Origin of the sequence: Methylorubrum aminovorans (assembly GCF_022179725.1) — a bacterium.
GTDB classification, from domain to species: domain Bacteria; phylum Pseudomonadota; class Alphaproteobacteria; order Rhizobiales; family Beijerinckiaceae; genus Methylobacterium; species Methylobacterium aminovorans.
On record NZ_BPRC01000001.1, the window covers coordinates 320,278 to 333,447 of the forward strand.

7 protein-coding genes are annotated in these 13,170 nt (G+C 68.7%); 5 read left to right on the top strand and 2 right to left on the bottom strand.

Going from position 1 to position 13,170, the window contains the following annotated elements:
- The first annotated feature begins 10 nt into the window (after window positions 1-10).
- From MFF24_RS01310 to zwf, 4 genes are all read left to right on the top strand, one after another.
- Entirely contained in the window at window positions 11-3,148 is a 3,138-nt protein-coding gene (locus tag MFF24_RS01310; RefSeq protein ID WP_238221785.1) for a multidrug efflux RND transporter permease subunit, read from the top strand.
- On the top strand, window positions 3,145-6,459 hold the full coding sequence (locus tag MFF24_RS01315; RefSeq protein ID WP_238221787.1) for an efflux RND transporter permease subunit: 3,315 nt from the start codon (window positions 3,145-3,147) through the stop codon (window positions 6,457-6,459). Before MFF24_RS01310 ends, MFF24_RS01315 begins: the two co-directional genes overlap by 4 nt.
- 73 nt (window positions 6,460-6,532) lie before the next feature.
- On the top strand, window positions 6,533-8,020 hold the full coding sequence (locus tag MFF24_RS01320; protein WP_238222868.1) for an efflux transporter outer membrane subunit: 1,488 nt from the start codon (window positions 6,533-6,535) through the stop codon (window positions 8,018-8,020).
- Between the two features lie 115 nt (window positions 8,021-8,135).
- On the top strand, window positions 8,136-9,644 hold the full coding sequence (gene zwf / locus MFF24_RS01325) for a glucose-6-phosphate dehydrogenase (RefSeq protein ID WP_238221788.1): 1,509 nt from the start codon (window positions 8,136-8,138) through the stop codon (window positions 9,642-9,644).
- Between the two features lie 108 nt (window positions 9,645-9,752).
- Here zwf and leuB read toward each other — a convergent pair whose 3' ends face one another.
- Together leuB and MFF24_RS01335 are read right to left on the bottom strand one after the other, a co-directional pair.
- Entirely contained in the window at window positions 9,753-10,862 is a 1,110-nt protein-coding gene (gene leuB / locus MFF24_RS01330; RefSeq protein WP_238221789.1) for a 3-isopropylmalate dehydrogenase, read from the bottom strand.
- Between the two features lie 92 nt (window positions 10,863-10,954).
- The gene (locus tag MFF24_RS01335) at window positions 10,955-11,272 is read right to left on the bottom strand and encodes a hypothetical protein (protein WP_108940436.1); all 318 of its coding nucleotides are present in this window, start codon (window positions 11,270-11,272) and stop codon (window positions 10,955-10,957) included.
- Window positions 11,273-11,548: 276 nt separating this feature from the next.
- Between MFF24_RS01335 and MFF24_RS01340 the strand changes: the two genes are divergently transcribed.
- Window positions 11,549-13,033, top strand: a complete 1,485-nt coding sequence (locus MFF24_RS01340; protein ID WP_238222869.1) for a hypothetical protein — start codon at window positions 11,549-11,551, stop codon at window positions 13,031-13,033.
- Window positions 13,034-13,170 lie beyond the last annotated feature (137 nt).

Below are 13,170 nucleotides of genomic sequence, written 5' to 3' on the forward strand. Positions count from 1 at the left end.
GGATGCGGCCATGAACCCATCCCGCATCTTCATCCTGCGGCCCGTCGCAACGACCCTGTCGATGCTGGCGATCCTGATCGTCGGCGCGGTCTCGTACCTGAATCTGCCGGTCTCGGCCCTGCCCGCCGTCGATTACCCGACGATCCAGGTCCAGACCTTCTATCCGGGCGCCAGCCCGGAGGTGATGACTTCGGCCGTCACGGCGCCGCTGGAGCGGCAGTTCGGCCAGATGACCAACCTCAATCAGATGTCCTCGCAGAGTTCGGCGGGGGCGTCGGTCATCACGCTCCAGTTCAACCTCGACATCCCCCTCGACATCGCCGAGCAGTCGGTCCAGGCGGCGATCAACGCGGCCGGCAACTTGCTGCCGACCGACCTTCCGGCCCCGCCGATCTACGCCAAGGTCAATCCGGCCGACGCGCCGGTGCTGACACTGGCACTGACATCCAAGACAGTGCCGCTAACGCAGGTGCGCGATCTCGCCGAAACGCGGCTTGCCCAGAAGATCAGCCAGATCGCGGGTGTCGGCCTCGTCAGCATGGGCGGCGGCCAGCGGCTGGCGGTGCGGGTGCGTTTCAACGCGCTGGCGATGGCCGCCTACGGCCTCAACATCGACGACCTGCGCACGACGATCGCCAACCTCAACGTCAACACGCCCAAGGGCAACATCGACGGGCCGACCCAGTCCTACGCGATCAACGCCAACGATCAGGTCCGCGACCCGGCGGTCTATGCCAGCGCCATCATCGCCTACCGCAACGGCGCGCCCGTGCGGCTGACCGATGTCGCCGAGGTGGTCGAGGGGCCCGAGAACACGCGGCTCGGCGCCTGGGCCGACCGCACCCCCGCGGTCATCCTCAACATCCAGCGCCAGCCCGGCGCCAACGTCATCGACACGGTGGACCGCATCAAGCGGCTGCTGCCGCAACTCGAAGCGACGATGCCGGCTTCGGTCTCCATCGCCACGCTGACCGACCGCACCACGACGATCCGCGCCTCGGTGCACGACGTGCAGTTCGAGCTGATGCTCGCCATCGCCCTCGTCGTGATGGTGATCTTCCTGTTCCTGCGCAGCTTTTCCGCCACGCTGATCCCGAGCCTGTCGGTCCCGCTCTCGCTGATCGGCGCGCTCGCCGCGATGGATGCCTGGGGCTTCTCCCTCGACAACCTCTCCCTGATGGCGCTCACCATCGCCACCGGCTTCGTGGTGGATGACGCCATCGTGGTGATCGAGAACATCGCCCGCCACGTGGAGGAGGGCGACGATCCGTTCGAGGCGGCGCTGAAGGGCTCCCGCGAGATCGGCTTCACCATCATCTCGCTCACCGTCTCGTTGATCGCGGTGCTGATTCCGCTGCTCTTCATGGCCGACGTGGTCGGAAGGCTGTTCCGCGAGTTCGCCATCACCCTCTCGGCCACCATCGTGATCTCGGCCGTGGTCTCGCTGACGCTCGTGCCCATGATGTGCGCGCGGCTGCTGAAGCCCGTCGCCCACGGCGCCGACACGCCCGCCACCCGGCGCGAGGGCCCGATCGCTCGCATGGGCCGGCGGCTGAACGACGGGGTCATCACGCTCTACGGCAGGGCCCTGCGGGTCGTGCTCGCCCATCAGGGGCTGACGCTCATCGTCACCCTCGGCACCGTGGCGCTCACCGCCTGGCTCTTCGTGGTGATCCCCAAGGGCTTCTTCCCCGTGCAGGACACGGGCGTGATCCAGGGCATCTCCCAGGCCGATCAGAGCGTCTCCTACGAGGCCATGGCCGAGCGGCAGCAGGCGCTCGCCGACGTGGTGCTGAAGGATCCGGACGTCGCCAGCCTGTCCTCGTTCATCGGCGTGGACGGGCAGAACGTGACGCTCAATTCGGGCCGCTTCCTCATCAACCTGAAGCCGCGGGAGGCGCGCGGGGCGGATGCGAGCACGATCATCCGCCGCCTCAACGCGGCGACCGCCGCCGTGCCCGGCGTGCGGCTCTACATGCAGCCCGTGCAGGACCTGACGATCGACACCGCCGTCTCGGCAACGCAGTACCAAGTCATCCTCGAGAACCCGAACCTCGGCGATTTCGAAACCTGGGTGCCGCGCTACGTCGAGGCCCTGCGCCGCTCGCCGCTGCTCGCCGACGTGACCAGCGACTACCAGGGCAACGGGCTGGCGGCCTACGTCACCATCGACCGGCCGACCGCCGGCCGCTACGGCATCACGCCGGCCACGATCGACAACGTGCTCTACGACTCCTTCGGCCAGCGCATCGTCTCGACCATCTTCACCCAATCGAGCCAGTACCGGGTCATCCTCGAGGCGGACCCGAAGCTGCACACCTCGCTCGCCTCCCTCGAGAACCTCTACCTGCCGTCCTCCACCGCGCCCTCCGGGCAGGTGCCGCTCTCGGCGGTGGCGAAGATCGAAGAGCGGCGCGCGCCGCTGCTGATCGGCCATCTCGGCCAGTTCCCGGCCACCACCGTCTCGTTCAACCTCGCGCCGGGCGTCGCCCTGGGGCAGGCGGTGGACGCGCTGGAGGCCGCGCGCAAGGAGATCGATCTTCCGGCGAGCTTCAACGTGGTGCCGCAGGGCTCGGTGATCGCCTTCCAGACGGCTTTGTCCAACGAGCTGTTCCTCGTCTGCGCGGCAATCATCACCGTCTACATCGTGCTCGGCGTGCTCTACGAGAGCTTCATCCACCCCATCACCATCCTCTCGACGCTGCCCTCGGCCGGCATCGGCGCCTTGCTCGGTCTGATGTGGTTCGGGCTCTCCCTCGACATCATCGCGATCATCGGCATCGTGCTCCTGATCGGCATCGTGAAGAAGAACGCGATCATGATGATCGACTTCGCGCTGCAGGCCGAGCGTGAGGAGGGCAAGACCCCGCGTGACGCGATCTACGAGGCCTGCCTATTGCGCTTCCGCCCGATCCTGATGACGACGCTCGCCGCTCTGTTCGCGGCGGTGCCGATGATCGTCGGTTCGGGCGTCGGCTCGGAGCTGCGCCAGCCGCTCGGTATCGTCATCGCCGGCGGCCTCATCGTCAGCCAGGTGCTGACGCTGTTCACAACCCCCGTCATCTACCTCGCCTTCGACCGGCTGGAGCGGCGCATCACCCGGCGGCGCGAGCGGGACGGGCTGGCGCCGGGCGGGGCGGCGCCTTGAACCTCTCCGAACCCTTCATCCGTCGCCCGGTCGCGACGACGCTTCTCACCATCGGCCTGATGCTTGCCGGCCTGTTCGCCTATGTGCGGCTGCCGGTGGCGCCGCTGCCGCAGGTCGATTTCCCCGTCATCCTCGTCCAGGCCCAGATGGCCGGCGCCTCGCCGGAGACCATGGCGACCACGGTCGCCGCGCCGCTGGAGCGACGGCTCGGGGCCATCGCCGACGTCAACGAGATGACGTCCACAAGTTCGACCGGCACGGTTCGGATCGTCCTGCTGTTCGGCCTCAACCGAGACATCGACGGCGCCGCCCGTGACGTGCAGGCGGCGATCAACGCTGCGCGTGCCGACCTGCCGACGGCGCTCCGCACCAACCCGACCTACCGCAAGTTCAATCCGGCCGATTCGCCGATCCTGATCCTCGGGCTGACCTCAGACACGCTGACGCCGGGCCAACTCTACGATTCCGCCGCGACCATCGTGCAGCAGCGGATGAGTCAGGTTGAGGGTGTCGGCAACGTCGATATCGGCGGCTCGTCGTTGCCGGCGGTGCGGGTCGAGCTCGATCCGACTGCCCTGTTCCACTACGGCATCGGCCTGGAAGGCATCCGCGCGGGGTTGGCCTCGGCCAACGCCAACTCGCCCAAGGGCGACATCGTGGCGGGCGAGCGCCGCTACCAGCTCTACGCCAACGACCAGGGCCGGCAGGCCTCCGACTACCGCGACATCGTCGTGGCCTACCGCAACGGCGCCGCCGTGCGGCTCGCCGATGTCGGCGAGGTGGTCGACTCGGTCGAGGACAAGCGCAATCTCGGCCTCGTCGACGGCAAGCCGGGCGTGATCCTGTTCATCTACAAGCAGCCAGGCTCGAACGTCGTCGAGACGGTGGAGCGGGTGCGCGCGGCGATCCCGCAGGTGAAGGCGGCGCTGCCCGGCGACATCGACCTCGACATCTCCGGCGACCGCTCGGCCACGATCCGCGCGTCGCTGGCGAGCACCGAGGAGACGCTGATCATCGCGGTGATCCTCGTCATCTTCGTCACCTTCATCTTCCTGCGCTCGTGGCGGGCGACGCTGATCCCGGCGGTGGCGGTGCCGATCTCGATCATCGGCACCTTCGCCGCGATGTGGATGCTCGACTACTCCCTCGACATCCTCTCGCTGATGGCCCTCATCATCGCGACCGGCTTCGTCGTCGACGACGCCATCGTCGTGCTGGAGAACATCCAGCGCCATATCGAGGCGGGCAAGCCGCGGGTCGAGGCGGCGCTGATCGGCGCCCGCGAGGTCGGCTTCACCGTCGTCTCGATGAGCCTGTCGCTGATTGCCGTGTTCCTGCCGATCCTCTTGATGGGCGGCATCGTCGGTCGGCTCTTCCGGGAATTCGCGGTCACGCTCTCGATCGCGATCCTCGTCTCGCTGGTGCTCTCGCTGACGACGACGCCGATGATGTGCGCCCTGCTGCTCAAGCCCGAGGCGCAGGCGCATGCGGGCAAGCGCCCCAATTTCCTGCTACGGATGCTGGAGGGCGGCTTCGACGCGCTGCTGCGCGGCTACGAGCGCAGCTTACGGTTCGCGCTCCGTCATCGCCGCCTGACCGCGCTCAGCGTGTTCGCCGCGATCGGGCTGACGGTCTACGGCTACATTATCGTGCCGAAGGGATTCTTCCCCGATCAGGATACCGGCCAGCTCATGGGCGGCATCCAGGCCGACCAGCGCATCTCGTTCCAGTCGATGAAGGACAAGCTGGAGCGGGCGAGCGCCATCGTGCAGGCGGATCCGGCGGTGGAGAGCATCGTCGGCTTCACCGGCGGGCGCGGCACGAATTCCGCCAACGTCTTCGTCGGGCTCAAACCCTTAGGTCAGCGCGATTCGATCGAGAAGGTGATGGCGCGGCTTCGGCCCAAGCTCGCCCAGGTCGCGGGCGCGCGCCTGTACCTGTTCCCGCGCCAGGATCTGAGAATGGGCGGGCGCCAGAGCTTCGCCCAGTACCAGTACACGCTCCAGGGCGACACCGCGGCCGAACTCTACGCCGCCTCGCCCAAGCTTCTGCAGGCCCTTCAGAAGCGCACCGACATCTTCGCCGATGTGACCTCCGATCAGCAGGAGGGCGGGCTGGAGAGCCGGCTCGTCATCGATCGGGCGACCGCCTTCCGCTACGGCATCACGCCGGACCAGATCGACAATACGCTCTACGACGCCTTCGGCCAGCGGCAGGTCTCGACGATCTACAATCCGCTCAACCAGTACCACGTGGTGATGGAGATCGCGCCGCGATACCTTCAGAACCCGGAGGTGCTGAAGACGATCTATGTCTCGACCACGGGCGGACGGGCGCGGGGCTCGGCCACCACCAACGCGGTCGCCGGCACGGTCTCGGGCGGCGGGACCACGACGCCCTCGCCAGCCTCGACGTCGGGCACCTCCACCACCGATACGGCCGCAGCCATCGCCGCCGACTCGGCGCGCAACGCCGCAGGCAACGCCATCGCCGCGAGCCGGGGCAGCGCATCGTCGAGTGCGCCGGTGTCGAGCGCCAAGGAGACGATGGTCCCGCTCTCGGCCTTCGCCCGTTTCGAGACCGGCAACGCCCCGGTCCAAGTGGCCCATCAGGGCCTGTTCGTGGCGACAACGATCTCGTTCAACCTCGTGCCGGGCAAGAGCCTGGGCGAGGCGACCGCCGTCATCAACCAGACCATGCTCGATCTGCAATTGCCGCAGACCATCCACGGCGAGTTCGCGGGCGCGGCCAAGAGCTATCAGGATTCGGCCTCGCGCCAGCCGCTGCTGATCCTGGCGGCGCTGCTCGCCGTCTACGCCGTGCTGGGCATCCTCTACGAGAGCTACATCCACCCGCTGACGATCCTCTCGACGCTCCCCTCGGCCGGCATCGGCGCCATCGTCGCGCTGCTCACCACCGGCACCGAGTTCACCATCATCGCGCTGATCGCGGTGTTCCTGCTGATCGGCATCGTGAAGAAGAACGCGATCCTGATGATCGACTTCGCCATTGATGCGGAGCGGAAGCGCGGCCTCGCGCCGGGGGAGGCGATCTACGAGGCCTGCATCCTGCGCTTCCGGCCGATCATGATGACGACGCTCGCCGCCCTGCTCGGCGCGGCCCCGCTCATCATCGCCGGCGGCGAGGGCGCCGAGCTGCGCCGCCCGCTCGGGATCGCGATCGTCGGTGGACTCATCGTCAGCCAGATCCTGACCCTCTACACGACACCGGTCGTCTACCTGTATCTCGACCGTCTCCGGCTCTGGGCGAAGCGTCGCCGGGGCGGACCCGCGACGGTGCCGGCCGAGTGAGGATGGTTGTTTCGTGATCCGTGATTTGCACGAAGGCCGCCCGCGTCGAGCGGGGAGGGGAGGGTTTGCGACTCTGCTCCGCTTCTCCGGCGTCGCTATCCTTGCCGCGACCACCTCCGGCTGCCTCGTCGGCCCCGATTATTCGCGACCCTCCGTCGAGACGCCGCTGGCGTTCAAGCAGGGGGGGATGCGCGAGGACAGCTTGGCCTACGTCCAGGCGCAGAAGGGCTGGCGCCCGGCGCTGCCGAACGACGCGGCCGAGCGAGGCGATTGGTGGCGGGTCTTCAACGATCCGACCCTCGACCGGCTGATCCGCTCGATCGACGTGGACAACCAGAATCTCCGCGCCCAGATCGCGGTCTACGATCAGGCCCGCGCCCTGGTGGCGCAAGCGCGCGCCGCCCTGTTCCCCACGGTGATCGGCGCGCCGAGCATCACCCGCTCGCGGGCCCTGGGGACGGAGCGCACGACGGTCTCGCTCCAGGGGCAGGCGAGCTGGGAGCTCGACCTGTTCGGCGGCATCCGGCGCCAGATCGAGAGCGATGTCGCCTCCGCCCAGGCCTCGGCCGCCGACCTCGCCCTGGTGCGCCTCAGCCTCCAGGCGGAGCTGGCCACCGCCTATCTTCAGCTGCGCTACCAGGATGCGCTGAAGCGGGTGCTTCAGGAGAACGTCGAGGGCTTCAAGCGCAGCCTCGCCATCGCCGAGAACCAGTACAATGCGGGCGTGGCCGCCCGCTCCGACGTCATCACCGCGCAGACGCAGCTCCAGACCACCGAGGCCTCGCTGATCGCCGTCGATCTGCAGCGGGCGACCTTCGAGCACGCCGTGGCGATCCTCACCGGCAGGCCCCCTTCCGAATTCAAGCTGCCCTTCTCGCCCCTGCCGGTGCGTCCCCCGTCGGTACCGGTCGGCATCCCTTCCGACCTCTTGGAGCGCCGGCCCGATATCGCCGGGTCCGAGCGGCTGGTGCAGGCACAGAGTGAGCAGATCGGCGTAGCGGTCTCCGCCTTCTTCCCCACCGTCACGCTCTCGGCCTCGGGCGGATTCTCGGGCGCGACCAGCAATGGCGTATTCTCGGCAGCCAACCGCGTCTGGTCGATCGCCGCCAACGGCAGTCAGGTGTTCTTCGACGGCGGTGCCCGCGCCGCGGTGCTGCAGACGGCGCGGGCCGCCTACGAGGCGGCGGTGGCCAATTACCGGCAGACGGTGCTGACCGCCTTCGGCGAGGTCGAGAACGGGCTGGCCGGCGTGCGCATCCTGGCACGGCAGCAGGCGAAGCAGGACGAGGCGGTGGCCTCGGCCCGGCGCGCGGTCGAGATCGCGCTCAACGAGTACCGGGCCGGCACGCAGAACTACACCACGGTGGTGACCGCTCAGGCCTTGCAGATCAACAACGAGGTCACCGCGCTGCAGATCCGCCTCAATCGCTTCACCACCGCCGTGGCGCTGATCCGGTCGCTCGGCGGGGGCTGGGACGCCCGCTCGCTTCCGACTGGCGAAGAGCTCAAGGGCGCGCGCCTGCCGATCGACGGCGGCTCGGCCGTCCGCACCGACGAGTAGGGACCATTCCGGCGGCCGGAGCAGGGCAGCCCGGCCGGAACACGGGGCGCGGGATGCTGTTGAAACCGGGATCTCAGCGGTCGGCCCGTCGCCGGCCGGCAGCCCCGGATGATCGATGCCCGACGCCCGCGCTCACGACACCCCCGATACGCCGCAGGCCCCGCCCTGCACCCTCGTGGTCTTCGGAGCCGGCGGCGATCTGACGAAGCGCCTGCTGATGCCGGCGCTCTACAATCTTGCCGGTGGCGGGCTGCTTGCCGAAAAATTCTCGATCCTCGGCGTCGATCACAACCCGCTCACGGATGATGGCTGGCGCGACGACCTGACGAAGACGATGGAGTCCTTCGCCGGGGATCCGTCGGCCGAGTTCCATCCCGAGCGGATCGATCCGCAGCCCTGGGGCTTCATCCGCGAGCGCCTGCACGTGATGCAGGGCGATTTTTCCAAAGCGGCGACCTTCCAGGATCTTGCCGGGCGGCTGAGCGGCAATGTGGTGTTCTACCTCGCGGTCGCTGCCCGCTTCTTCGGACCCGTCGTCGAAGGCCTCGGCAAGGCCGGCCTGCTTGAACAGTCGGACGGCGCCTTCCGCCGTGTCATCATCGAGAAGCCGTTCGGCTCGGACCTCGCTTCCGCCAAGGCGCTCAACGAAACCATTCTCGCGCAGGGCGACGAGAGCCAGTTCTACCGGATCGACCACTTCCTCGGAAAGGAGACGGTCCAGAGCATCCTGGTGATTCGCTTCGCCAACGCCCTGCTCGACCCGGTCTGGCGGCGCGACTACGTCGATCATGTCGAGATCACTGCCGCCGAGACGATCGGCGTCGAGGAGCGCGGCCGCTTTTACGAGCCGACGGGCGCGCTGCGAGACATGGTGCCCAACCACCTGTTCCAGCTCCTCACCATGGTGGCGATGGAGCCGCCGGGCTCGTTCGATGCCGAGGCCGTGCGCGACGAGAAGACGAGGCTGGTGACGGCGATCCGCCCGATCTCGCCGGAGGACGCCGTGCGCGGCCAGTATGCCGCCGGACGCGAGGGGGGCAGGGATGCGGCGGCCTACCGCGACGAGCCGGATGTGGCCGAGGATTCCCGCACCGAGACCTACGTCGCGCTCAAGATCGCGATCGAGAATGAGCGCTGGTCCGGCGTGCCGTTCTACCTGCGCACCGGCAAGTGCCTGGCCGATCGGCGCACGGAGATCGCGGTGCATTTCAAGCCGGCCCCCTTCACCCTCTTCAAAGTGAAGGAGGGCGCGGACCCTTCTTCGAACGTCATGCGCCTGCGCATCGACCCGGAACCCGGCTCGGCGACACGCCTGAACGTGAAGCGGCCGGGTCCGCAGATGCATCTCTCCGCGATCGAGACCGGCTTTCGCTACGCCGACTTCTTCGAGCCCGCTTCGACGGTCGGCTACGAGACGCTGATCTACGACTGCATGATCGGAGACCCGACCCTGTTCCAGCGCGCCGACACCATCGAGGCGAGTTGGGCCGCCGTCGATCCGCTGATCCAGGCCTGGACGGACGCGCCGGTCTGCTTCTATGCGGCGGGGAGTCCGGGGCCGAAGGAGGCGGACGAACTCCTTGGCCGAGACGGGCGCGCCTGGCTGCCATTAGGGGAGAAGTAGCGCGCCGTCATCGCGAGCGTCAGCGAAGCGATCCGTGGCGCGGCACTGCCGGATGAGGTCCGCGCCCTGGATTGCCTGCGTGTCTCCCAGGGATAAAGATGCGGGCATTTAGCCCTTCAGCGCTTCCAACTCGCGCAGGATCGCGTCGCCCATCTCGGCGGTGCTAATCGGGGTCTGGCCTACGCCGACGATGTCGCGGGTGCGGGCGCCTGCGGCCAGCGCCCGGGTGATTGCGCCCTCCACGAGGTCGGCGGCCTCGCCGAGCCCGAACGAGTAGCGCAGGCACATCGCGAGCGAGCCAATCATCGCGATCGGATTGGCGTAGCCCTTGCCGGCGATGTCTGGGGCCGAGCCGTGGACCGGCTCGTAGAGCGCCTTGCGGGTGCCGCGGGCGTCCGTCGCGCCGAGCGAGGCCGAGGGCAGCATGCCGAGCGAGCCGGTGAGCATCGCCGCCACGTCGGAGAGCACGTCACCGAACAGGTTGTCGGTCACCAGCACGTCGAACTGCTTGGGACGTCGTACGAGCTGCATGGCGCAGTTGTCGGCGAGCACGTGCTCCAGCTCGACTTCGCTGTAATGCTCGGCATGAACCTTGGTCACGACCTCCTTCCACAGGACGCCGGTCTTCATCACGTTGTTCTTCTCGGCCGAGGCGACCCGGCCGGAACGCTTGCGGGCGAGGTCGAAGGCCACATGTGCGATCCGCTCGATCTCGGCGGTGGTGTAGACCTGCGTGTCGACCGCCCGCTTCGAGCCGTCCTCCAGCGTGGTGATCTCCTTCGGCTCACCGAAATAGACGCCGCCGGTAAGCTCGCGCACGATCATGATGTCGAGGCCCTCGACCAACTCGCGCTTCAGCGCCGAGGCGTCGGCCAGAGCCGGGTAGCAGATCGCCGGACGCAGGTTGGCGAACAGGCCGAGATCCTTACGCAGGCGCAGCAGGCCGGCCTCGGGGCGGATGTCGTAGGCCACGCCGTTCCACTTCGGCCCGCCGACCGCGCCGAGCAGGATCGCGTCGGCCGCGTCGGCGCGGGCGAGCGTCTCGTCCGCCAGCGGCTTGCCGTGGACATCGATGGCCGCGCCGCCAACGAGGTCGCGCTCGGTCTCGAAATCGGCGAGGCCGGCGCGCTTGAGCCAGCCAACCACCTTCTCGACCTCGGCCATCACCTCGGGGCCGATGCCGTCGCCGGGCAGGAGCAGAAGCTTGTAGGTGGTCATGGGGCTGAAATCCGGGCTGATGGCACGCGCCACGTCGTCCGCGCTCTATCGGCGCGGCCCGGCCCCCGCAAGCCCGTCTCTAAGCCAGCGTCTCAGCCGGCGCGCTTGGAAGAGCGGAATGGGCGCAGCATCCAGGCCATGCGCCCGACCTCGTCCTCGTCCGCGCGCTTCGTCGAACGGACGGCGCGTTCGGGCGCGGAGGAGCCGATCTCGTGGACGATCTGCCCGAGGAGCGGCGGGATTTCCTGGCCGTACTCGTCGAGGAGTACGGCGGCGTCCAGCAGGGCCTGGACCTGATCGTCGGGGATAGGACGGCTCATGATCTGCGCGTCGAGCGCTTGATCAGCCAGCAATGTCGCGAGGCGGGAGACCTCCGACAGACCGGCCGGTGCCGAGAGACCGCTGCTCATCGATGGGATGCCCTCTTGATCGAACGGACCCCCAGGATAATCCGTGTTGGTGAGCCAATCCTTTCACCATGTTCGCTTCTCGCGTGCCGAAAACGACCGGATCGTGATGGGAAGGCCTCCTGCGGCAGCTTTCCGGACTCAGCCCGAAAGGGCTAAGGTTTCTCGGTGTCGACACTGCGCCTTTTCCCCTCCCGCGCCGCTGAACGCGGTTCCCTCAGGACCGCTTCCGAGACCGCCTTGCGCGGCGGAGTAGCGATCGGCGCTTCGGTGCTGGCGATGTTCGCGGGGCCTGCTCAGGCCGGCGCGGCGCGGGGCGGCAGCAGCGCCTGCTACGCCACCGGCGGCGGCGCTCTCGAGATCTGCCGCTCGGCCGACGAGGCCGAAGGTGTTTTCGCTGTCCCGCCGCCCTGCCGCTTCGTTCACGACGTGCAGATCCTCCGGCTCAAGGATACTGGACCGCCCGGCCCGCTCCAGGTGATCTACCGGGCCGAGCCGCCGCGCGGGAGCGGACGCCGTGGCGAGGAGGCCTGCCCGTCGGACCTGCGCGCCAGCGACTCCGCCGCGGGCGGCGCCGTGCGCATCGGCCGGCAGATCGAGGCGCTGGCCACGATCCTGCCGCCGACCGATCCGCGCTTCTGGAGCGAGGGCCTCAAGGGGGACGGCCCGGCGCGGGCGGAGCAGCCGCGCCGCCGCAGCCGAGCGGGCCGGCAGGCGCGGCGCGAGGCCCGCCGGGCGGCGCGCGAGGCGCAGCAAGGGGGCAAGCAGGCGGAGAAGATGACCTTCCGCGCCCAGGCGCTGACGCCGGAGGACGATCCGTCCGGCAACGCGATGATGGTTGCGGGGCGCGATTGGGCGGGCGACCCCTATTACGCCATCCTCGCCACCGCGACCGAACCCTCGGGGGAGGGCGGCCGCCGCCGAGTGTTGGTCCAGGCAAGAACCTACGACTTCCAGAGCCTCGACCTGCGCGTCGAATCCGATCCCGGCACCGCATGGCAGCCGTTCGGCGCGCCCCCCGCCGAGGAGAAGGGGCGCCGACGCGGACGGGCCCGGCCTGCGGCGGCTAAGCCAGCCCCCGTGCTCGACGATAACGGCAAGCCGATCGCGGGCAATTGCGCGGCGCCGAATCTCGAGGCCCGCGGCCTGACCGGTTCGATCAGTGTGGTCGACCGCGTCTACCACTACTTCTACACCGACGTGCTGCCCGCCGATTGCGGGGCGCCGCGGAGCAAGCGGCGCATGGCGCTGTATCTGCGCACCAGCCGCGACCCGCTGGCCGAGCGCGCGTGGTCGGCGCCCGTCACGCTGATCGAGAGTCTGCCTGCCGAGACCGAGGTCCGCGTCGCCAAGGCACGCGGCATGGACCGCTGGGCCGTGGCCTATTCCTGCTCGCGGCCGGTCACCGTTTCGGGTGGGCCTGTCGCCGACATCTGCCTGCACTACACCTCCGACCTCTCGCCCGGCAGCATCACCGCCCTGACGCTCTATTCGGAGCCGATCGCTGCCGGCCATTCGACCGCCTATCTCGGCCTGCGCTCCGGCGGCGACGCCCTGGGGCGCTTCACCCGTGACGGCTTCGGATGGATGACCGACCGCTACGGCAATCTCGACGCGCCGACGATCTACCCGGACAAGGGCGGCTTCCTGACCTGGCTCGACCGCCGGGCACCCCGGATCGACGGCAGCGACGCTTCCTCCCTCTACGGCCGTCCGGTCTTCTGGGCGACCTGGTCCGTGCGACCGCGCGCTGCCCAGCCCTGACCCGATGACGATTTCGGCGGCAGGTTCGACAGGGGAATGAGCGGCCTTGGCGCCGCCGTCGATGGTGAGAGACCCTGAGACCGCGCTCGACCGGGTGTCATCCCGGCGCGGATGATGCGCGTTGAATCAGAGGGCTG

Bases quoted from the DNA above. Each gene is read 5' to 3' on its own strand.
- MFF24_RS01310 (WP_238221785.1), top strand. From the start codon at position 11: ATGAACCCATCCCGCATCTTCATCCTGCGGCCCGTCGCAACGACCCTG.
- zwf (WP_238221788.1), top strand. From the start codon at position 8,136: ATGCCCGACGCCCGCGCTCACGACACCCCCGATACGCCGCAGGCCCCG.
- leuB (WP_238221789.1), bottom strand. From the start codon at position 10,862: ATGACCACCTACAAGCTTCTGCTCCTGCCCGGCGACGGCATCGGCCCC.
- MFF24_RS01335 (WP_108940436.1), bottom strand. From the start codon at position 11,272: ATGAGCAGCGGTCTCTCGGCACCGGCCGGTCTGTCGGAGGTCTCCCGC.
- MFF24_RS01340 (WP_238222869.1), top strand. From the start codon at position 11,549: ATGTTCGCGGGGCCTGCTCAGGCCGGCGCGGCGCGGGGCGGCAGCAGC.